This is a genomic window from Flavobacterium sp. Flavsp81, assembly GCF_059491325.1.
Genome location: NZ_CP168505.1, coordinates 4,727,235 through 4,749,981 on the forward strand (window position 1 = coordinate 4,727,235; position 22,747 = coordinate 4,749,981).

Here is a 22,747-nt window from a genome sequence, read left to right on the forward strand (position 1 = left end):
AATATACAAGTGAATAAATTTACTTTGTTGTACTCAAAATTTGTTAAAAATTAAGATAAAAATCATGATAATATCCTTAAAATTCAATCAATTTTTAAAAAGTGTATTCAGGTCATTTCTACTTTTTATAATGCTAGCTTTTATTTTTCCCTTTACCGTTTCAGCTAAAAATAGTGACAGGAAAGTTTATTTATTTGCTTATGCAACTAATAAAAATAATGGCAAAAACGGACTTCATTTTGCATGGAGTTCCGATAAGTTAAACTGGCATGCTGTTGGTCCTGAATATGGATTTTTAAAATGTGACTACGGAGACTGGGGTTCTCAAAAAAGAATGTTAGCTCCATTTTTGTTTAGAGACGGCAATGGATTATTTCACTGTTTATGGAGTGTAAACGAAAAAGATGAAGTTTTTGCTCATGCCGCCACAGCAGATCTCTTCAATTGGCAGCGACAAAGTTATATACCCGTAAAAAAGGCAGATGGTTCTTCGGGGAATGCGTTGTTTGTTGAAGGGCAAACAAATTCAGACGGAGGTTATACCGTGAGCTGGTTCAGTGGGGATTCTTCCGGTAAAAATGGTTCCGTGTATGAAACTTTAAGAAAGGATTTTAAAGATAATACCGAAACAACTGCCTCAAGAAAAATCAATAGAAAAAGTATACGGGTTGCTATTAACCTTTTTGGTGAAACTCAGGAGGGAAGTATCAATCAGGTTGAATGGGCATTGGTTGATAGTTTAATTAAAAACATGGAAGCTGAGAAGTTCCGAACAGAAAAAAATACGGCTACGCCAAAGAAAGACAGTATACTATTTGCAGGATTGAAACCTGTTTCTGTTAATATCAGTATTGATGCTTCAAAAAGTAAGAAGATTAGCAATATGCTGACCGGAATCTTTTTCGAAGACATCAATTATGCTGCAGACGGAGGCTTGTATGCGGAACTGATTCAGAACCGTGATTTCGAATATAATGTAAATGATAAGGTAGGAAATGACAAAAACTGGACACACCGAATGGCCTGGAGCGGTACATTTAGTATTGACAGCCTTAATGCAATCCATCCTAATAATGCCAACTACGCCGTTATAAAAAATGGTACTATAAGCAATGAGGGATTTGACGGTATTCCGGTTACTGCCGGAGAGCGATACGATTTCAGTGTTTTCGCCAAAGGCACTAAATGTACAGTAAAACTGATTGGACCCACAGGTATAGTGTTGGCAAATGCAGTTATAACACCTGGCACATCGTGGAAAAAATATACTGCTGTATTAAAATCTTCTGGCACAGTCGCAAATGCACGGCTTGAAATAAGTAGTCAGGGAGAAACCGCTTTGGATATGGTATCATTGTTTCCTCAAAAAACATTTAAAAACCGTAAAAACGGACTGCGTCCGGATCTTGCAAAGACTATTGCCGATATGCACCCTAAATTCGTGCGGTTTCCTGGCGGATGTGTTGCACATGGAGATGGTCTTGATAATATTTACCGTTGGAAAAATACTATTGGAGCGTTGGAAAGCCGTAAACCTATGCGTAATATATGGAACTACCATCAGACCATGGGATTAGGATTTTTTGAATATTTTCAGTTTTGTGAAGATCTTGGTGCGGAACCGGTTCCGGTACTTGCTGCAGGTGTTCCTTGTCAAAATTCAAAAGATGGAGGAGCAGGTCAGCAATGTGGAATTCCTATGAAGGATATGGACGATTATGTACAGGATGTGCTGGATCTTATTGAATATGCAAATGGAAATACTGATACAAAGTGGGGCAAAGTACGTGCGGAGGCAGGTCATGCGAAGCCGTTTAACCTGAAATATATTGGCATAGGCAATGAAGACCTTATTACTGATGTATTTGAGGAGCGTTACACCATGATAGTAAAAGCAGTACAGCAAAAATATCCTAATATAAAAATTATTGGTACCGTTGGCCCTTTTTATCAGGGCACCGACTATGTCGAGGGCTGGGCATTGGCAGATAAACTGAACCTTCCTATGGTTGATGAGCATTATTACAACAGTCCGGGCTGGTTTATAAATAATCAGGATTTTTATGATAGTTACGATCGCAGTAAATCAAAAGTATATCTGGGGGAGTATGCCTCCTGGGGAAATACTTTTTACAATGCGCTGGCCGAAAGTTTGTACCTCACTGCTGTCGAACGCAATGGTGATGTGGTTAGTATGGCCAGTTATGCGCCTTTACTCGCGCGTGAAAAACATACACAATGGAATCCTGACCTGATATATTTTAACGGAACTGAAGTAAAACCTACGGTGAATTACTACGTACAAAAAATGTATGGAGAAAATCCGGGTGATAATTATCTGTATAGCCAGATAAAGATTTCTGAAAAGAATACTGAGGTGGCAAAACGTATTGGTATTTCGACTGTGACCGACAGCACTACGGGTGATATAATTATAAAATTGGTAAATATGCTGCCTGTTGCAGTAACACCCTCTATAGAATATCCGGAGATTATCTCTAAAGGTAATGCTATGTATACTGTTTTGGCCGGTACACCCGAAAGTAAACTCACACGTCCGGCTATTAGCAGTATTTCAGTACAGGAAGCCTTTACAAAACAGGTTCCGCCTTATTCGTTTACTATTATTCGGGTTAAAACTAAATAATATAACAATGAAGAAATTTAAATGTTTAAACCATGTGATTTTACTGACTTGCATTATTTTCTAAATCATTTATTATGATATCTTTTTTACAATCAAAATTACAATTATTACTAATACTGCTCTCACTATACAGCTGTACTTCCAAAAAGGAGATTGCTCAAAAACATGCTGCAGATTCTTTTAATCCAGGGAGTGTTTGGAACGATACCGAAGGAAATCCGATCAACGCTCATGGCGGAGGTATTCTGTTTCATGACGGTACTTATTATTGGTATGGTGAATATAAAAAAGGAAAAACATCTCTCCCTCCGGAAGCTACCTGGGAGGCATATCGTACAGATGTGGCGGGAATAAGCTGTTATTCTTCAAAAGATCTGGTAAACTGGAAGAATGAAGGAGTTGTACTTTCTGCAGTTAAAGATGATGCAACTCATGATCTGCATACTTCAAAAGTTTTAGAAAGACCTAAAGTAATCTTTAATAAAAAGACAGGGAAATTCGTAATGTGGATGCATGTTGATAGTGCTGATTATAGTAAAGCGGCTGCCGGAGTTGCTGTAAGTGACAACCCTGCCGGCAAATTTAAATATATTGAAAGTTTTCGTCCTAATAATGCCATGAGCAGGGATCAAACCGTTTTTGTTGACGATGATGCGAAAGCATACCAATTTTATTCTTCAGAGGATAACAAGACAATGTACATTAGCGAGCTTAGTGATGATTACCTCAGACCTTCAGGAAGATTTACCAGGAATTTCGAAAATCTTTCCCGTGAGGCTCCAGCTGTATTTAAATACAATAAAAAATATTATATTATTACTTCGGGATGCTCGGGATGGGATCCTAATATAGCTACAGTAGCAACAGCAGATACTATTATGGGACTTTGGACAGTACAAAATAAGGAACTGTGTGAAGGACCGGATGCTGATAAAACATTTTATGCCCAAAGCACTTACGTAATTCCTGTTCAGGGAAAAGAAGGGGCTTTTATAGCAATGTTTGACAAATGGAATAAAACGGATCTTGAAAGCTCCCGCTATGTTTGGCTTCCGCTGCGTATTGATAAAAACGGAGCAACAGTTTTGTGGCAGGAAAAATGGAATATGAGCATTTTTGATAAGTAATTTTAATCAGCAGTTTATATGAGAGTCATATGATACATTCAGACAAATAGGTTCAGGTATTTTTTTAATATATTTGATTTTTAATAAAATACTTTACAAAAAAATGAGACATCAATCCTATTTAATTTTTAGCTTTTTATGCTTTTTTATCTTCCAAAAGATACAATCACAAACAGCAATGATAAATATTGATTCCCGTAATCTTATTTCTTTGAATGGAAAATGGCAAATGATTGCAGATCCAACTGACATTGGGGATTGGAGGCAAATCTGGCTGGAAAAGAAACCGGAAAAGAAAACTGATTTTGTAGAATATGCTTTTGATGGCAGTCCTGAACTGAATGTGCCTGGTGATTTTAATACCCAATTACCGGAACTAATTTATATGGAAGGCGTAGTATGGTATAAAAAAACATTTAAACATACAAAAACGGCAGAGAAAAGATACTTTATACATTTTGGTGCAGTAAATTATACCTGTTCAGTATATCTAAACGGAAAATTGCTAGGGAGCCATGAAGGTGGTTTTACCCCTTTTCAGTTTGAAATTACAAATGAGGCACTTGATGGAGACAACAGCCTGATTGTAAAAGTAAACAGCAAACGTTTAAAAGACGGATTGCCGGGATTGGGTTATGACTGGTTTAATTATGGGGGGATTACCCGTAATGTTAATCTCGTCGAAACAAATACTACTTATATAGATGATTATTGTATTCAGTTAAAGAAAGGATCTGTTAAAGAGATCGAAGGATGGGTTCAGCTTAATGGTGCATCACTTTCACAAAAAGTAATTGTTACAATTCCCGAACTAGGTATTAAATATTCCGCTCAAACAGATATTAACGGCAAGGCCAAAATTCAGTTTTCATCCAAATTTAAGCTTTGGGCACCGGAAAACCCTAAGTTATATAACGTCAATATTCAATGTGAAACCGACACGGTTAAAGATGAAATTGGGTTCAGGAATATTGAAGTCAATGGAAAAGACATCTTACTCAATGGTAAACCTCTATTTTTGAAAGGTGTAAATATTCATGAAGAAAATCCGTTTACACAAGCTAAAGCTTTCTCAGAATCGGATGCGTTGATAGTACTCACCTGGGCAAAAGACCTGGGTTGTAATTTTGTAAGATTGGCACATTACCCTCATAATGAATATATGCTAAAGCTAGCGGAGAAAATGGGCCTGATGGTATGGGATGAACTTCCAATTTACCAACATATTGAATTTGCTACTCCCGGTGTAACCAATAAAATGGAGTTAATGCTGAAGGAAATGATAAAACGGGATCGTAATCGCTGTGCTGTTTTTATATGGAGCATATCAAACGAAACATATTCGACTACCGCTAACCGTGATAATGCATTGATTGAATTATCCAAAAAATGCAGGAAACTTGATAATACCCGATTGATTACTTCTGTAATAAACAACCAGGGTTATAATAACAATATTGTGGATGTACATGATCCGCTATATAATTATTTTGATGTAATTTCAGTAAACGAATATATTGGCTGGTATTTGCCTTGGCAGGGAAAACCAACAGATACCAAATGGAAACTTCTTGCCAACAAGCCTGTTATTATATCTGAATTTGGAGGAGAAGCTTTGTACGGCAGTAATTATGGCCCTGCAGATGAAGCTGCTTATTGGACAGAAGAATATCAGGAACAAATATACAAAGACCAGGTTGCAATGTTCAAAGCGATGCCCAATTTGGCTGGTGTCTGTCCTTGGATATTAGTAGATTATCGCTCGTTGGGCAGAATGCACCCGGTGTATCAAAAAGGTTGGAATCGCAAAGGACTGCTCTCTGATAGGGGAGACAAAAAGAAGGCATGGTACATTCTGCATGATTATTATTTAGACACTCCCAGTATTAAAAAATAAAAGTACAATACTTTTCTCCACATTTTGAGATCATTTTTCAGCAAAAGCATAAACAATTTTATAGGTTTATGCTTTTGCTGTTTTTTTGGGTATAAAAAACCCGCTTTATGTAACAAATGAAGGATTTTCTTAGATATTCATGGTGTTTAAGTGTGAAATTCATTCTAAATGCTTAAAAACAGGATAATATAGTATTAGCATGTGGTAATATTAGCATTTTCGTTAACTTCAATTTAACATAATTTTACAAGTGTCAAAAGCACACTAACCAAATTGTTAAATTATGAAACCAACCATGCATGTCTTTAGAAGTACTGCTACATCTCTTTTCAGAAGAAAGATGTCCTGTACGATTTTTTTACTGTTTGTTATTTTTAGCTCATTCTCACAGCAAAAAATAAGTGGTAAAGTTACAGATGTAAATAATGTTCCAATACCCGGAGCATCAGTTTTGGAAAAAAATACAACTAATGCTGCAGCAACTGATTTCGATGGAAATTTTGAAATAGTTACTAAAGGAAATAATCCAATATTAATTTTTTCCTATCTGGGATTAAAAACAAAAGAGATTAAACCAGATGGCAAAAATACGATCAATTTAGTCTTAGAATCAGAGGTAAATGAATTGACGGAAGTAGTTTTAATTGGATATGGTACGCAGAAACGAGGTGAAGTTACCAGTTCGATTGCAACTATAAAGGCAAAGGATTTTACGCAAGGTGCTGTTCGTGATGCCTCAGAGTTGATTGTGGGTAAAGTAGCCGGTTTAGTTATTTCAAACGGGTCAGGTGATCCGCTGGCCGGGCCTTCAGTTTCCTTGCGTGGTATAGCTTCCTTGCAGGGTGGCACAACTCCGTTAATTTTAATTAATGGAATTCCCGGATCATTTGACAGTGTTTCTGTAAATGATATTGCTTCTATTGATGTACTTAAGGATGCCTCAGCAGCAGCAATTTATGGTACCCGTGGTGCTAATGGAGTTATTTTGATAACTACAAAAAAAGTGGATCGTGATGTTGTGAATACCTTATCTTATACAGGCTATACCGCAATGTCAAGTTTTGCTAAAAAAGCAAATTTTTTAGATGCTGCACAGTATCGAAAACTATTGGCAGATGGCGCACAGATGCCCTTTGCAGATGAGGGGTATAGTACGAATTGGTTAGATGGAATTTCAAGGACTGCATTAAATAAAAACCATAATATTAATATGAGAGGCGGTAGTGCAAAATCAAACTATATCGCTAATATTAATTACGGGAATCAGGAAGGCGTTTTTTTGGGTACCTATACAAAAGAGCTTAGAGTTTCTTTCGATGCCAATCATCATATGTTCAACGACAAGTTAAAATTCAATTTTAATATCGTTAGAACAACACAAGAAGCAGGAGGTTTTGATACGAATGTTTATAGACAGGCGTTGATTAGAAATCCTACGGCAAGACCAAAAGATGATAATGGAGTTTGGACTCAAACCAGTAGGTTTCAATATTCTAATCCTCTGGCTTCAATATATGAAACCCAACGAATGAATGAAGGTGAAAATACAAGATTATCAGCAGGCGTAACATTGACTTTATTGCCAGGCTGGGATACAGATTTTCGTATTTCCAATGTAAAAAATTCAAATTTACATGGTTATTATGAAACTAAAAAGCATTATTCAAATACGATTCAGGGTAGAAATGGTTATGCATCAAGATCAGATGACAGGTCAAACTTAGATCAGATGGAATTTACTTCAAAATATGCTAAAACAATCAATAAACACAATTTTTCTGTCTTAGGCGGATACAGTTATCAATATACTATGTCACAAAGCGGATTTGCTAATAATTATAACTTTCCGACTGATGCCTTTTCGTATAATAATTTAGGAGAAGGTCAGGCACTTTTGGATGGAAAAGCAGGAATGGGAAGTTATAAAGAGGATAATAAACTGATTGGTTTTTTTGGCAGAGCTACTTATTCATTTGATAATAAATATCATTTATTGGCCAGTGTGAGAAGAGAAGGATCTTCCAGATTTGGAGATAATTACCAATGGGGAACATTTCCTTCAGTTTCAGCAGGCTGGACTATTAGTAATGAATCTTTCCTAAAAGATATTTCATTTATTAATAATTTGAAACTGCGTGCAGGTTTTGGAGAGACCGGAATTATTCCTAACAGTTCTTATCTCTCGCAGACTTTGTTAAATTATGAGGGATATGTTTATAATAACGGTGCATGGATTCAAGGCCTGGTTCCGGCAAGTAATCCTAATCCTGATTTGCGTTGGGAAAAATCACAAGAAATTAATTTAGGATTAGATTTTTCATTTTTAAAAAACCGCATCAGTGGTAGTATAGATTTATATCATAAGAAGACTAAAGATATGTTATGGGATTATGAAGTTCCTGTTCCGCCATATTTATATAATAGCATAACTGCCAATGTTGGTAAAATGGAAAATAAGGGGATAGAAATTTTATTAAATATAACTCCCGTCCAAACGAAAGATTTTGAATGGAATTCCAGTATGACATTTTCTCACAATGAAAATAAACTTAAAAGCCTTTCTAATGATTTGTATGAAATTCAGGGAAACTTCATAAACGTAGGAAATGCAGGTGATCCTATTTCATTTTCAACACACAGATTGGAAGTAGGACAATCAATAGGGAATTTTTGGGGACTAAAATCAGTAGATATTACTGATGATGGGAAATGGGTTATTGAAACTAAAGATGGGACCAGAAAAACGCTAACCCCTGATTTATACAACGATGACAACAAACAATATTTAGGTAATGGAATTCCAAAATTTAATGCAGGATGGTCAAATACCTTTAAATACAAACGATTTGATTTAGGGGTAGTACTTGTTGGAGCTTTTGGTTTTCAAATACTGAATTATCAGCGTATGTTTTATGAAAACCCGACCATTAATTATAATATGTTAGATTCTTCTCAGGATTTAGTTTATGGAAAAACAAAATTGAATTACTCTCAAACGTATGTGAGTTATTATATAGAAGATGGAGATTATGTGAAAATTAATAATATAACATTAGGGTATAATCTGGATGTAAAAAAATTAAAAATTGTTAATTCAGCAAGGATATATGCCTCGGGTTCCAATCTGGCGACTTTTACAAATTATAAAGGATTAGATCCTGAAATCGCCGGAGGAAATGGTTTAACAGCAGGAGACGACAGTCGTGATAAGTACCCTACAACAAGAACATTCACTTTAGGAATTAGTGTAAACTTTTAAATAAACAAAGATGAAAAAGTTAAATAAAATTTATAAGGCAGCACTATTAAGTATAGTGTTCTCATTTGCAGGATGTACAGACTTGGATGAAACTGTTTATAGTAATGTTACTGCCGAAGGAACCATTATAACAGCGGCAGACATAGGAAACATTATGGCACCGGCCTATGCTGGATTCAGGGATATATACTGGGGATGGGATGGTCAATTTGATATCAATGAAGAATCTTCAGACTTAATTGTAACACCATTCAGAAACGGAATTGGCTGGGGTGATTATTATATCACAATGCACCAGCACACCTGGGGACCAACGTTAAGCCATGCCGAAGCAGGATGGGCTTATGGCTATCAGGCAATTTTTAAAATTAATAAAGCAATCTATCAGATTGAAAATTTAAAAGGTTTGGAAAATTCAGATGTTTATATCAAAGAATTAAGAGCTTTAAGAGCAATCTATTATTATATTTTGTATGATAATTTTAGGAATATACCTGTTGAAACAAACTTTATAAATCCTCCGGGTTATTTGCCTAAACAAAAGACAAGCCAGGAAGTATTTGATTTTATAAAAAAAGAACTTACCGAAGCAATGCCTGCTTTAAGAGATGATAATACAAATGCGTCTTATGGTAAAGTGACCAAATGGGCTGCTAAAATGACATTGGCAAAATTATACCTTAATGCGGGTGTTTATTTAGGTACTCCAATGTGGTCGGAAGCTTTAAGTGAAGTGAATGATATTATTGATAGTGGTAAATTTAGTCTGGCACCAAATTATTTGGATTCCTATCGTATTAAGAATGAAGGTTCACCCGAAGAAATTTTATCCATTCCGTTTGATGAAAAGTACACAGGAGGTTCCTATTATCCATTCAAAACGCTTTATCCTGCAAGCCGTGCTACATTTGAAATGCAGGATTCGCCTTGGGGAGGAAGCGGAGCCATCCCTCAATTTATAGATACTTATGATCCAGAGGACAGCAGATTAAAAGATTGCTGGTTAGGAGGATTACAATACACAAAATCAGGTGCCCCATTAATATTGGAAGATAAAGTAACACAGTTGAATTATATAAATTATATGTCAACAGTAGATGGCTGTGAGTATAATGAAGGATATCGATTAGTAAAATATGAGATAGGTTCAGGAACTTCGGTTAACAGTTCTAATGATGTTCCCTTTTTTAGATATGGAGACGTTTTGATGATAAAAGCAGAGTGCTTATTAAGGACAGGAAGCGCAGATCAGGCAGCAACAATTGTCAGTGAAGTAAGAGCCAGGAATTTTAAGACAAATCCGGCGAAAGCAATTGTTACAGGAGCTAAATTACTGGGAGGAAGTGTTTATAAATATGGCGAGTATTCAAACGGAACAATAACTAAATATGAAGGAGGTGCAGACATACAATATGGTGGTTTCCTGGATGAATTAGCATGGGAATTTGTTGGTGAGCATCACAGAAAACAAGATTTGATCCGTTTTGGAGTGTACACAAAAAAATCATGGTTTTCTCATAAACCAAATGGTGATTACAGAGCAATATTTCCTATTCCTCAAAGTCAGATGGATGCAAATCATAGTTTGGTACAAAATCCGGGGTATAATTAAAATATAAATTTGAGTAAACGTTTTCTACCCTGGAAATCATTGTCAGACTGAGCGGAGTCGAGGTCCTTTCCTTCATGACAAGCCTTCGATTAAGTTTATCCTGAGCGAATGTCTCAGTCTGATACCCATTTAATTACACCAACAAGTTAATTTTTACCAATCAATAATTGTTTTTTAGTTGTTTATAAGTGTCTGAGAGCTGTTCTGTGGTTAGGAACAGCTCTCTGGCTTAACATTAATTATAAAATTTGTTAGAATGAAAAATATTTCTTTAATAGTACTGATGCTGGTTATTATCCCACTTTTCAGCTATTCCCAGGAGTTTTCCGATTTAGCCAAAACACCGCCAATGGGCTGGAACAGCTGGAATAAATTTGGCTGTGACGTAAGCGAAAAATTAATAAAAGAGATGGCTGATGCAATGGTAAAAAGCGGTATGCGTGATGCCGGATATAATTATTTGGTTATTGATGACTGCTGGCAGACGGGAAGAGATGCAAAAGGAGATATAATTGCAGATCCGGAACGTTTTCCGTCGGGGATGAAAGCTTTGGGGGATTATATTCATAGTAAAGGACTGAAATTCGGTATTTATTCCTGCGCAGGCTCTATGACCTGTCAATCCAGACCGGGAAGCCGTGGATATCAGTTTCAGGATGCTAAAAAATATGCCGAATGGGGTGTAGATTATTTAAAATATGACTGGTGTTTTGATGAAGGGCAAAATGCAAAAGCGGCATACAAAACCATGAGTGATGCCTTAAAAGAAACCAAAAGAACAATCGTTTTTTCTATTTGCGAATGGGGAGGAAGCAAACCCTGGGAATGGGGCGAAGGAATTGGTCATTTATGGCGTACCACTTTTGATATCAGAGATTGTTACCAATGTACTTTTGACTGGGGAGGCTTAGGAATTCTGGATATTATTGACAGACAAGCCGAGTTATGGAAATATGCGGGACCGGGACACTGGAACGATCCCGACATGCTTGAAGTAGGGAACGGTGGTATGACTTTCGACGAAAATAAAACCCATTTCTCGATGTGGTCCATGCTCGCTTCTCCTTTAATGGCAGGAAATGATCTTCGGAATTTAGATCCGACTACGGCACAAATTCTAACAAATAAAGAAGTAATAGCCGTTAATCAGGATGCCAAAGGACAGCAAGCCCGCAGGTTTATGGATATGGGCGAATATGAAATTTGGGCAAAACCACTGGCTGATGGTAAAGTAGCTATTTGTTTTTTAAACAGAACAGCAACGGAATGGAAATTAGATTACGACTGGAAAAAAAACACAATGTATTTTGTTGAAGATGTAAAAATAAAAAAAGACACTTATATTGTCAGAGATCTTTGGGAGCATAAAAATATCGGAACTACAGAAACGAATCTTGTAAAAAGCATTCCTGCACATGGAGTTTTGATGGTTGTCTTATCTAAAAAATAAAAGAATTACTTTAACCTGTTTTGGGTGTAATTTATAAAAGATGATTAAGACATAAAAAAATCATGCAGTGCAAGAAAGAGTGATAACGAAAAGAATTTTCCGTACAACAAGTTTGAAATAAAAATACCGTTTTCTAAAATTTATTTGAATTTTAATAATTATTTTTCAAATATTTTTCAGCCTCTGTTTTATAAATATCGATTTTATTTGATTTGATTTTCACAGGCAAATTAATTATTTCTCTGGCTATTTTTATACTTTTCTCCTTTTGTTTAGTCTGGATATAAAAGCGGAATAAATTTTCTTTAGGCTCAAAGCGAAAAGGTTCAATGCCATTATTCAATATTAATAATTGCTCCGTTTTTAAGAAGTTTTTTTGCTCAGAATATAAATTTGCCAAAACTACGTTTGCCTCGGGTATTGGTTCTTTTTTTACTGAATTTTCCATCATAAGAACGCCTTTTTTAGCTTCATCTTCATGGAATTTTTCAAACCCAAATTTAAATTCAACAAAAGGATCATCTTCAATAAGCAACATATTTGTGTCATTTATTTTATAATAAAATTTTTGGTTTTCACCCTCTGAGATAGTTTTAAAATCAATTAATATTTGGGTTTTTAAATAAAAAATTACTGTAACTAGAAAAGACATAATTATAAAACTAACGTTTATGCTTTTTATGCAAAAAGTATTGCTAATTGTTAGCAGCTCTTTTCTATTACTGCCAAAAACAACTAACAAAGACAATCCAAAAACCAAAAAGACCATTGCCGTCGGGTTATACAATACTGATGTAAACAATCCTAAAAATGCAAAAATAACCACAAAAGCGAGCCCAAATCTCGTTTTAGGATTAAGTTCAATTTTTCTAATGATTACAAACAATAAGAGTCCCAGTAAAACAAAACCAAAAATTCCTATTTCGAAAATGATTTGCAGATAATCATTAAAAGCGGTAGAAACATAATTGGCCACTTTTATTTCATTCCATGGGCGTTGCAGTTCATTAAAGTATTCCGCTTTTGAATTATTATAAATTCCTGTAAAATTAAAAATACCATTCCCAAAAACAGGCTTTTCCTTAATTTCTGAAATTGTAATTTTCCTGATTAAAGTTCTTCCGTCAACGGAATCTTTGTTGAACTGATATAAAAAATACAAACCTGAAATACCCACAAAAAACAGGACTGAAATTAGCGTTATTGCTTTCTTTTTATTCTTCCTGAAAAAAGAGAGACTTTTTGGAGAAGTCGCTAACAAAAATAAAACGCCAACAACGAATGAAATCCATGAAGCCCGCGAATCGGTTAAGTATAAAACATACAACATTAATAAAGCACTTACCAACAGGAATAGTTTGAAGATTCTATTCTTAAACTCAGAAAACAGAAATTGATATAATACAACGAAAAGACCAATAACCATATACACGCCTAAAAAATTAGGATTGATGAAGGTGCCGACAATCCGGAAATATTCATTTTCGGCATTCACAAAATTCATTTTTTGAAGCAATGCAATAATTGCCTCAATAAAACAGTAAAACCAAATAAGTTTTATGATAAAATTAAAAACAGACTCTGATTTGTTTTTTAAACTTAACTGGAATAAATAAAACAATATCAGGTAGCATGTAAACACCCAAAATTGATTGTAAAGAAAGCTGTAATAGGAAAAAAGAAAATAATGTACAACAACATATAAAATGAACAGCAGCATCATTAAATCGACTGTATGGATTTTAAGTGTTTTGTTTTTGAAACCGGTCAATACTTTAAAAAACAGCCATGCAGAAACTACACTCACGAAGAATAATTCCTTACCGATTTTATTAGAATTTAAAATAAATGGATAAGATATAAACGGGAGTGCAAAAACTAATATAATAAAACAAGAATCAAGTATTCCGGTAAGATTATCTTTTAAATTTGATGTACTGGATTTCATCATTTAGAAAATGGTTGATAAGAAATTCATAGTCTTATTTAATACCACGTTATTAAATTCGTTTTCGAATCAATGGTAAATATTCTTTCGTAAAAATCCGGTTTTAAAGGACACATTAAAAACAGTCCGTTTTTTGGTACTCTTTTAAAAGAAATTTTATTGTCATCAGAGGCAATCTGTTCTTCTATAAGTCGCCAGTCCCCATCCCAAACAAGGATTCTGTATTTTTCTCCTTTTATAATCTGAAAAGGATTGTTATCCGTGTATTTGCTTTTATATTCATTATCTCTGGACAATGTCGGAGAAAATGAATTCAGCATATCAGGTTTTAAAATAGTTTTTAGTCCTTTTTTGTCCAGCAGGATCGGATGCTTTTCAAAAACCATTTTTCCGGATACAACAACGCCCGGAAGATAAACAATATCCTGCCCCATATTTTTATAAACAGCAATTTTGTTGTTTATTTTAGCCCAATCCAGTGCTCTCCAGCCTCCTCTGTTAAATACGTTGATGTAACTTACTTTTGCCGTTACCTGGGGACCAAAAGTATAATTGATATTGCTTACGGCTACGTATTCAGCCGTTACATCCAGAATATTTTTATTCTTTAATAAATCGTCCGGAATTTGATTTTCAGGAACTAAAGAAGCTAAATTATCCTTTTGCTCCGAGAAGGTGAATCTAAATACTTTCCCCAATCGCTTAGAAACAGCATTATAAACATAAGGCAAATCCTGATTCCCGTTAAAAGGAATATGTACTCCTTTATTATCAATTACGGTGTTCCAATAATGTCGGTTTGAAGAGGCGGCATAATGCGGCGTACAATCGAAAGTAGTGGCTACGCCCAATGATCTTGAAGCAAAAATAGCCACATTGGCCAAATCAGGGCAATTGCCTTCACGCCAGAATAATAAATCTGTTGCACCTAAAAGCGGTTTAGGGTCAAAACGTTTTAGCACAAAATCAAAGTGTTTTATATTGGTTATTATGTTAGAACATAATTCTATGGGATCATTTGGGTCAGCCATTCCAACGGATAATTTTTCGAAGCTTGCCTGATATTCAGGTCTCCAATCCTGCATTGGTTCACTTAAACTGCGGTAAGGCAAAATGTACTCGCAAAATGTTTTAAAATCATAACTCTTAGACCACGGGTTTTCTTTCCATGATTTAAAGGCCATTTCTATATTTTTAATTAAAACCTCACTTTTAATGACATCAGTATCCTGAACAATAGTATTTCTGGAAATCATCCCGGTACTGTCTTTTAGTTTATTAAATGCTGTGGTTGCCTGTTCGATGTCTTTATAGTTGGTTACCTTAAAGGAAGTTTCCTTGCCATTTTTATCAAGCCATATATTATCTTCTGCGTAATGAATAAGCATATTAGAAACCAAAAAAACAGCGGCATCGTATTGTTCTTTATCTCCTTTTTTCTGAAAATAGTCTAAAACTTCAGGAAACTTTGAAGCTTTTGTTATCCCGGTATTTTTAATTTGCGAGATAATTACCGTTGTCGAAAATAAACTTAAAAATAAAAGGAGGTTTAGGTTTTTTCTTAAAAACATAATATTGTATTTGATAATTATTTTTTTAAAGTCTTATTTCTGCATGAAAAATATTTACATAAATTTTCTTCCTTTTCAATATAATACAAAGAGGTGTACAATTGTTCTGAATTATAGATTGGTAAATTAAAGCATACTCTGAATTTTATGATATTTTCTAAAAATTCACTTATAATTTTTTTGTCAATTTCTGTTATATTTTTTTTGCTAAACTTATTTATTCCTAATATAAAAACATCAGTATACTCTTGTTTTGTTGAGAAAAAAATTGGAATTTCTTGATATATCTTGATAAAATTATCTTTATCTGTTATAAATATTATTGGAGGTCTTGAATAGCTATAGCTTGCATTTGCATATTGATAAGTAGAATATTCTACACCTTCGATACGCTTTAAATAATCTACAATTTCAATTTTTACATTTTGTGAAAATCCCTTCGAAAAAAATAAAAGAAAGAACATCCCTATAATCATTGTTTTATTTCTCATAATTATCTAGGTTTTTATTATCCACAGTAAAACTTTTTTGTTTTTTCTCAGAATACTGTCTATTTCTTTCATGCTTTCATTAGAAACTGCCGGACAGCCCCATCCTTCCGGAGTACCTTCGGGATATACTTCATTATTTGGTATTTCCTCCCAAGAGTGTAAAACTATAGCACGGTTTATGGCATTTGAATTCGTTTTATCTTTTCCTTGTAACAAATAATTAACTTTAATTCCCCATTGACTAGTACCTCTATTCAAAATAATATATTTACCTGTTGAAGAACAATGCGAATCGGGTTCATTGCTAACTTGTGCACTATCTTTGGTGAAAGTTTCGCCCCAACTACTATTACCACAACCATGACTTACCATAAATGATTTTAAAACCTTATTTTTCTTAAAATCATAGATAGAAAATCTTTTTAAACCGGAGTGCACCCCCAAATCTATTAGAATAAATATATCCTTATTCAAATTGTTTTTTTGACAATATTGCCAAGCTTCTCTATAATACAGATCGTAATCGATTTTTCTAGAAGCCTTAATAAATTTAGTTTCTGAAATAGAGTGAGATGTGATTGTACTTTTTGAAATAACTAATTCTTTTCTTTTGCAGGAAGATGTTATTAAAAACAGACTCGCTATGTATAGTATTTTTTTCAATTGATTAAACATAATAAAATATGTTATATAGAGATGATCCCAAAGTTAAAGAAGTCTTTTTTTAGGCTTCATAATTGAACACCAAAAGTACAGTTTATAAACTGTACTTTTGGTGTTCAAAAATAGTACTCCCTTCTAAATCTTCTCTAATTTTTGAACTATTTTATTTTTACAAATCGATTGTTTTCAATTTTATATTTGGAAACAATGGTATCTTTTGCTATATATGGATAATATCCATTTTTTTGTTCTTCATATCTTAACATGGATGAAATTGATTTTATTATATAAATATTTTGCTTTTCTTCATATTTACTCAAGTTAGGGTTATCCGTTGCAATCTTCAGTTTTGATACTATTCCAATCCCTTTTTGATAGATACACAAGTATGATTTATTGGCAACACCTAATGCAAATGGATGATAAGTGTTGTCTATGTGATATTGACAGTTGTAAAATATTAAATAACTATCATCATTTATTTTTGTTTTGTAACCATAATAAAATTTTTTATCGGTTTCAAATTCATTTATTGCCTCTGATTTATTTAAGATATTTAAATCTTCAATGCTTATTTCTTTTTTATAATCAAAATTGGATTTGATTTTTTCTTTATCCGTAAAATTTTTTAAAAATTTTTCTTCTTTTATATCACTGCAATTATAAAACAGTATGGAAAATAGTATAATAATATATTTTGATTTCATTATAAATTTTATTTAATAGTTATCTCTAATTTCTGTAAGTATATATTGATTACCAAACCCATGTCCAAGATATGTTGGGGGGGCATAAGGTCCATCCAGAGTTTTAGCTGTCATATCTCTAAAAAAGTAATTCCCAACAGAATCTTTGTAATAATAGAATCTATTTTCAGTCGTATCAGTAGCTATTAATTCTAAAGTAGAAAGACTTCGTTGTGTCTTGTTTTGAGAATATCCATCAACGAAATTATCATAATATGAAAAATAAGGATTGCCGTTATCTATCCCCATTCCAACTATAGTAACATAATGGTTTGTAGCAGCGTTATTGTTATCAGTAGAAGTACCACCTAAAAGCCCGTCTGCACCATATTGTCTTTCATACATCACTCCTGCCATTACTGGTTTTCCAATATTGAGATTTTTTATAACAAGATCAACAGCTTTTTGCATATCAATATCTGGTGTGATTATTCCTGATTGTGTCTGCCTTTGCTTATCAATAAAAGTGTTTGCCTGCATTCCTCCAGCTACCGGTGTTGTATTTGGCAATCCTGATTGAGCATTTTGCTGTCTAGCACTAGCGTTACAATTACCACCGTATAATATCCAACTTTTATTATTGAGAGTGTTTGCGACAGTAGTTATTTTACTAAAATTCGCCTTTTGCTTAGGATCTGTTGTGTTTGTAGTTTCTAAATTTTCATCGAGCAGTACAAGTTTGCTAGTCATACGCGAAATCAAAAGGTCTTTTGCCTGCCATTTTTGTTCATCAGGCAGACCGTTTATTAATTTAGGAATTAGGCTTTCTATTTGTGCGACTCTTCCACCTGCTCCATCGATATCTGGAAAAACACGATCTATATATTTTTCAATATACTGGGCAGTTTCCGCTAACGTTAAACTTGTTTTACTGGATAATTGTGCAGCGGCATAAAAATCCGGGGTTGGCTGACCGGTAAAGCCCAAAAGTCCAACCCTTGGAATAGCATTATACGTTACAATAACCTTGGTGCTTACTAAAACCGGTCCGCTTGGTGTGACTTCATATATTTTAACAGTATTAGTATTATTACTATTACTATATTCATTATAACCAAAACGGGGTCTTGTAGAAGGATTTGGATCATAATTTCCTATTCCCATCACTGCATTATTAATCTGCTCTGGCGTATAACCGCTATAATTATTTGATGGCTGCATTATGCTCCCTCCATTTGTAAATATAAATCCAAATTGTAAGTTACCGTTACTATCTGTTTTATATGTTGCATTGCCAAGAGCATCATAAGATTTTAAAGGAAACGCATTCATAATATCACCTGCTTTATATTGATATTCGAGTATAGATGGTGCCGTACTAAAGTTATTCGGTTCTTTAGTATTCCCTCCGCTTCCAACATAATATCTGGGGCTGTAATAATCAAAATTATTTGTCACTACGCCATTATTTGCTACCATAGCAGAAACATTTGTAGACCACATATTGCCGCCTGCTGTCATTGCTCCGGTATTGGTTACAGGGCTACCATAATTACTTGCCAACCCGCCGTATTCATCAAAGCTTGCAAAGGCTGATAGCGAAAAAAATAATGTCATTAGACAAATATATATAGTTTTCTTCATGTCTGTTTAGTTTTTAATTAATATTCTGGAATGCATTTCGGCGTCTACACCTACACGTACAATGTACATTCCCGGCACAAGGTTACTTCCGTTAAAAGTATACTTATGTTTACCCTGAGTTTGTGAGGCGCCCTGCTCTAAAGTAATGGCTGCTGCATTTCCGGATAAATCATACACTCCTACATTTACAACAGCAGCATTTTCAAGTTCATACGCTATCAAAACATCACTTTCGAAAGGGTTTGGATATAAGGTGATAAAGTGCTCTTTTTGATCGCTTAAAGCAAGGAGTTCTTCTGCTGTCAAATCTTCGTCTCCTTCTTCGGTTTGTTTTAAAATAATATGCATTGGAGGTCCTGATTCTTTCCACTCATCCGTAAACGTTTGAAGATTTCCGGTTAAGTATGTTTTTTTGTTTACCACTTTAAATTCCATTTGGGAAGATAATAACTGCCATGTCAGGGTATTCGAATTTGGATTTTCAGAATAAGGCATATCAAAAGTCATATACTGTCTTTCAAAATACAAAGCATTATCTTCCAAAATAGCTGTATTTTCAGTTACTGTTTTGTTTATTTCCCACTTATAATGTACTTCATTTTCTTCACCGGTAAATTCGCATGACAATGGCAATATCCTTGTGATTTCTTTTCCTGAGTAGTCCAGTTCTATTAGCTTGCCTTTCCACTTTCCGTTAAAATATTTTGGCTTTAGTTCTTTTTTGGTTTTAGCCTGTTCGGCATCAGCAAGCTTCTCTGTTGTTTTATTGATTACTTCTTTGGCAACAGCGGTATTTTTCTCTGTTTCCTTTTCATTAATTTCTTTTGCAATACTGGCATCAACAGTTTCTTTTACATTTTCGGCAATATGGTTCAGGAACATATTGCTATTGGTAGTCTGGCTTTGAGAAAAATAAAGAATCGCTTTGTCTTCATTTTTTTCAACTCCATAACCAAAATAGTAACATACGCCCAAATAGTGCTTGGCCATTGACCATGGCGATAATTCGAACCATGAGATGGCTTTTTTATAATCCTGCTGTACCCCGAAACCTTTAAAATACATATACCCTAAAGCATATGCCGCTCTTTCGTTGGCATGATCTGCGGCTATGGTCAGCCAATGTGTTGCCTGATCAAAATCGATATCACATCCGGTCCCAATCATATAGAATCTCCCGATATTGAATTCTGCTGCCGGAAATTCTTTTTGTGCTGCTTTCATAATGAGTTCAAAAGCTTTGTCCTCACTTTTTTGAACTCCCAGACCTTCTCTGTACAATAGCCCTAAAAGATTCAGACAATTGGCATCTCCCAGATCAGCACTGGCCTGTAAGGCATCAAGAGAGCCCGGATGGCTTTGGCTTTCGCCAACATCATATAAATTTCGATTTATCTGACCGGTATAATCCAAACTGATCCCTTGCGAAAAACAGGTAATTCCGTATAAACAATAAATAATAAACAGTAATTTTTTTCTCATAATTGGGTATTTATCTCTTAATGGTTTTTTAAGGTTTTGGGGTGTTAAACTTTTGAATTGCTTCCCTGATCCCTTTTTCATGACGGTATTCTACGGCACGCAGTTTTTGCTGGTACAGTTCGTAGCTGTATTTATAATATTCTTCGGTTACGACTTTTTCAGTATTTTTTTCCAGAATTAATTTTTGAATTTCGTCATATTGTGCATCAGTCAGTTTATAATTGGTTTTGAGTGTTTTAAATTCTTTTTGGGTATCGCGATTAATCCGGTTTTGCATTTGTGATACAAAAACGGTTTTGAATTCTTCGATTTTTAATATTTTAGATATCTGTTCACGGAAGTCCAGATAAATTGCATATTCATCATCACCCGGATCGTGGAAATTGAAGACATTGGCAGCATCATTTTCTCTCCATGTTTTGAGGCGTTTATCGTTGCGTTCCTGTAAAACCTGTAATGCCAATAGTATTTGGTTTATTCTCTCTGCATCTACTTTAGCCTCGGTAAGTTTTTTAATCAGGGTGTCTGTTTTCGTGTTTTTAGAATAAAACAACCCGAAGCTTTTTAGCAGTTCACGCTCCTTGTCCGAGGATTTTATTTTTTCTTCAGTATAGTTATTCCAGGACAAATCATCATCATAGTTATAATATTCTTTGGTAACAATTTCATTAGTGGTGGTTTCAGATAACAGCTTTTTGAGTTTTGCTTCCTGATCGGGAGTGAATTTGTATCTTTTTTTCAAAAGATTGAATTTATCATTGGCCATTAGCTGTATTCTCGCATCCAGCTGAGGCAGGAATAGCTGTTTGAATTGTGCCAAAGTAATAATTTCAGATAATGCCCGAACAAATTGCTGATTACTGTATTTAGTAGTGGTTTCTTCGTCATGAAATACAAATGGGTATTTAGCTTTCAGTTCGTTTTGCAGTTTTGTGTCCTCGGCAATAAGCCTGTTTCTTTCTACAATTAAATCCCTGACTTTGGCAGTCTGGCTTTTTGATAAGCCGGCATTGTTCATGGTGGTTACAAAATTGTCAATAAGATTATTTGTGTCTGCCTGGCTAAAACTAAGTTTGGTTTGAAATAAAAATAGGAGAAGAAGAAGAAAAGGTAATTTTTTGATCATGAATTAGTGGGGTTTGCGAGTAAAAATTTTTTTGTAAAAATTTTCTCCAAAAGTAGTCATGTTTAATACCGTTATGTAGTGTTATTTTGTCAATACACAATACTATTATAGCTATTTGTCAAAATTGGATGACAAAATTTACATTAAATAGTTATAAGAAAAATTGTATATAATTATTTGGATAAAAAAGGGAGAAGATTTACCGAAGCTGAATTTTGGCAAACTTCTGAATTACAATTAGAAATCAGGAAATCTATTTTGAAATTATAACAAAACTAAAATTGTGCACGATAATGCGAAGGCGAAATTCCTTTTAACTCCTTAAACTTTCGATTGAAGTTGGCGATATCCTGAAATCCGCAAAGTTCAGATATAGATGCTATCGAAAGGTCTTTTTTGCTATGGAGAAGCTTGCACGCATTTTCAATTCGGATTTCAATCAAAAACTGAAAAAAAGTTTTGTTGGTACGTTTTCTAAAGTAGCGGCAAAAAGCATTTTTACTCATATTTGCCTTCTCAGCAACCTCATCTAAAGTAATATTCTGATGGTAAAACTCGATGGCATATTCAAAAACGGCGCTCATTCGTCGTCCTTCATCATCAGTATATTTCTTTTTGTAGACAAAAGAAGAAAGTGGTGTTTTCTCAGACGATATAATGATGTTTATAATTTTTAGGAAAGAGGCAATTCGTTGTATTTTATTTTGGTTTTTTAATTTATTAAAATGGTGTGTGATCTTTTTTTGATTCGATAAGATTTTCATTCCATACTCTGATTCCTTAAAAAAATCATCAACGCTGCTCATGTCATTAAGGCTGAAAAAATCTTTTCCAAAAGAGGTTTTCGTAAAAAATAAAGTCAGCATTATGGATTCAGGACTGGCTTCTACATTGCTTCTAAAAACATGTGGCAGATTTTCACCAATCACTAAAATATCATTTTCTTTATAATCATTTATGGAATCTCCAACTATTAATGTTCCGGCACCTTTCACAATATAACTAATCTGAATTTCTTCATGCTGATGCAATTGATCATAAAAAATCCGCTCAATATCTTCCTGATAAATAAGAGCCTCTCTTTCGGTTTTTGGTATTTTAAAAGGTAAGATTTTCAAAGTGATTTTTTTTGGTTATGTAAATA

15 protein-coding genes are annotated in these 22,747 nt (G+C 34.3%); 6 read left to right on the forward strand and 9 right to left on the reverse strand.

What is annotated here, in order from left to right; genetic code table 11:
* Positions 1-130: 130 nt before the first annotated feature.
* The 6 genes from ACEN92_RS19755 to ACEN92_RS19780 all read left to right on the forward strand — a co-directional run bounded on the left by ACEN92_RS19755 (position 131) and on the right by ACEN92_RS19780 (position 11,992).
* Entirely contained in the window at positions 131-2,647 is a 2,517-nt protein-coding gene (locus ACEN92_RS19755; RefSeq protein ID WP_495640033.1) for an alpha-L-arabinofuranosidase family protein, read from the forward strand.
* A 74-nt stretch (positions 2,648-2,721) separates the two neighbouring features.
* Positions 2,722-3,774 carry a glycoside hydrolase family 43 protein gene (locus ACEN92_RS19760; RefSeq protein WP_495640034.1) on the forward strand — a complete coding sequence of 351 codons (1,053 nt, stop codon included), beginning with the start codon at positions 2,722-2,724 and terminating at the stop codon, positions 3,772-3,774.
* A gap of 178 nt (positions 3,775-3,952) precedes the next feature.
* Complete coding sequence (locus tag ACEN92_RS19765; RefSeq protein ID WP_495640035.1) at positions 3,953-5,671, forward strand: glycoside hydrolase family 2 protein; 1,719 nt, start codon at positions 3,953-3,955, stop codon at positions 5,669-5,671.
* A 283-nt stretch (positions 5,672-5,954) separates the two neighbouring features.
* Positions 5,955-8,930 (forward strand): SusC/RagA family TonB-linked outer membrane protein, encoded by a 2,976-nt coding sequence (locus tag ACEN92_RS19770; protein ID WP_495640036.1) that lies wholly within the window; start codon positions 5,955-5,957, stop codon positions 8,928-8,930.
* 10 nt (positions 8,931-8,940) lie between these two features.
* Positions 8,941-10,542: a RagB/SusD family nutrient uptake outer membrane protein gene (locus ACEN92_RS19775; protein ID WP_495640037.1), complete on the forward strand. Its 1,602-nt coding sequence runs from the start codon at positions 8,941-8,943 to the stop codon at positions 10,540-10,542.
* 256 nt (positions 10,543-10,798) lie between these two features.
* Positions 10,799-11,992 (forward strand): glycoside hydrolase family 27 protein, encoded by a 1,194-nt coding sequence (locus ACEN92_RS19780; RefSeq protein ID WP_495640038.1) that lies wholly within the window; start codon positions 10,799-10,801, stop codon positions 11,990-11,992.
* Positions 11,993-12,143: 151 nt separating this feature from the next.
* Here ACEN92_RS19780 and ACEN92_RS19785 read toward each other — a convergent pair whose 3' ends face one another.
* The 9 genes from ACEN92_RS19785 to ACEN92_RS19825 all read right to left on the reverse strand — a co-directional run bounded on the left by ACEN92_RS19785 (position 12,144) and on the right by ACEN92_RS19825 (position 22,721).
* Positions 12,144-13,943: an O-antigen ligase family protein gene (locus tag ACEN92_RS19785; protein ID WP_495640039.1), complete on the reverse strand. Its 1,800-nt coding sequence runs from the start codon at positions 13,941-13,943 to the stop codon at positions 12,144-12,146.
* A gap of 35 nt (positions 13,944-13,978) precedes the next feature.
* Entirely contained in the window at positions 13,979-15,511 is a 1,533-nt protein-coding gene (locus tag ACEN92_RS19790) for a transglutaminase-like domain-containing protein (protein ID WP_495640040.1), read from the reverse strand.
* Positions 15,512-15,528: 17 nt separating this feature from the next.
* Positions 15,529-16,002, reverse strand: a complete 474-nt coding sequence (locus ACEN92_RS19795) for a hypothetical protein (RefSeq protein ID WP_495640041.1) — start codon at positions 16,000-16,002, stop codon at positions 15,529-15,531.
* 6 nt (positions 16,003-16,008) lie between these two features.
* A complete protein-coding gene (locus ACEN92_RS19800) occupies positions 16,009-16,665 on the reverse strand; it encodes a murein L,D-transpeptidase catalytic domain-containing protein (protein ID WP_495640042.1) in 657 nt (218 codons plus the stop codon).
* 158 nt (positions 16,666-16,823) lie between these two features.
* Complete coding sequence (locus ACEN92_RS19805; protein WP_495640043.1) at positions 16,824-17,372, reverse strand: hypothetical protein; 549 nt, start codon at positions 17,370-17,372, stop codon at positions 16,824-16,826.
* Positions 17,373-17,384: 12 nt separating this feature from the next.
* Positions 17,385-18,995 carry a hypothetical protein gene (locus tag ACEN92_RS19810; protein WP_495640044.1) on the reverse strand — a complete coding sequence of 537 codons (1,611 nt, stop codon included), beginning with the start codon at positions 18,993-18,995 and terminating at the stop codon, positions 17,385-17,387.
* A 6-nt stretch (positions 18,996-19,001) separates the two neighbouring features.
* Positions 19,002-20,477, reverse strand: coding sequence for a T9SS type A sorting domain-containing protein (locus tag ACEN92_RS19815; protein WP_495640045.1), 1,476 nt, complete (start codon positions 20,475-20,477; stop codon positions 19,002-19,004).
* 28 nt (positions 20,478-20,505) lie between these two features.
* Positions 20,506-21,603 carry a hypothetical protein gene (locus ACEN92_RS19820; RefSeq protein ID WP_495640046.1) on the reverse strand — a complete coding sequence of 366 codons (1,098 nt, stop codon included), beginning with the start codon at positions 21,601-21,603 and terminating at the stop codon, positions 20,506-20,508.
* A 275-nt stretch (positions 21,604-21,878) separates the two neighbouring features.
* The gene (locus ACEN92_RS19825; RefSeq protein ID WP_495640047.1) at positions 21,879-22,721 is read right to left on the reverse strand and encodes an AraC family transcriptional regulator; all 843 of its coding nucleotides are present in this window, start codon (positions 22,719-22,721) and stop codon (positions 21,879-21,881) included.
* Positions 22,722-22,747 lie beyond the last annotated feature (26 nt).

Coding starts and splice junctions, on each gene's coding strand:
- ACEN92_RS19755 (WP_495640033.1), top strand. CDS start 131: ATGCTAGCTTTTATTTTTCCCTTTACCGTTTCAGCTAAAAATAGTGAC.
- ACEN92_RS19760 (WP_495640034.1), top strand. CDS start 2,722: ATGATATCTTTTTTACAATCAAAATTACAATTATTACTAATACTGCTC.
- ACEN92_RS19765 (WP_495640035.1), top strand. CDS start 3,953: ATGATAAATATTGATTCCCGTAATCTTATTTCTTTGAATGGAAAATGG.
- ACEN92_RS19770 (WP_495640036.1), top strand. CDS start 5,955: ATGAAACCAACCATGCATGTCTTTAGAAGTACTGCTACATCTCTTTTC.
- ACEN92_RS19775 (WP_495640037.1), top strand. CDS start 8,941: ATGAAAAAGTTAAATAAAATTTATAAGGCAGCACTATTAAGTATAGTG.
- ACEN92_RS19780 (WP_495640038.1), top strand. CDS start 10,799: ATGAAAAATATTTCTTTAATAGTACTGATGCTGGTTATTATCCCACTT.
- ACEN92_RS19785 (WP_495640039.1), bottom strand. CDS start 13,943: ATGATGAAATCCAGTACATCAAATTTAAAAGATAATCTTACCGGAATA.
- ACEN92_RS19790 (WP_495640040.1), bottom strand. CDS start 15,511: ATGTTTTTAAGAAAAAACCTAAACCTCCTTTTATTTTTAAGTTTATTT.
- ACEN92_RS19795 (WP_495640041.1), bottom strand. CDS start 16,002: ATGAGAAATAAAACAATGATTATAGGGATGTTCTTTCTTTTATTTTTT.
- ACEN92_RS19805 (WP_495640043.1), bottom strand. CDS start 17,372: ATGAAATCAAAATATATTATTATACTATTTTCCATACTGTTTTATAAT.
- ACEN92_RS19810 (WP_495640044.1), bottom strand. CDS start 18,995: ATGAAGAAAACTATATATATTTGTCTAATGACATTATTTTTTTCGCTA.
- ACEN92_RS19815 (WP_495640045.1), bottom strand. CDS start 20,477: ATGAGAAAAAAATTACTGTTTATTATTTATTGTTTATACGGAATTACC.
- ACEN92_RS19820 (WP_495640046.1), bottom strand. CDS start 21,603: ATGATCAAAAAATTACCTTTTCTTCTTCTTCTCCTATTTTTATTTCAA.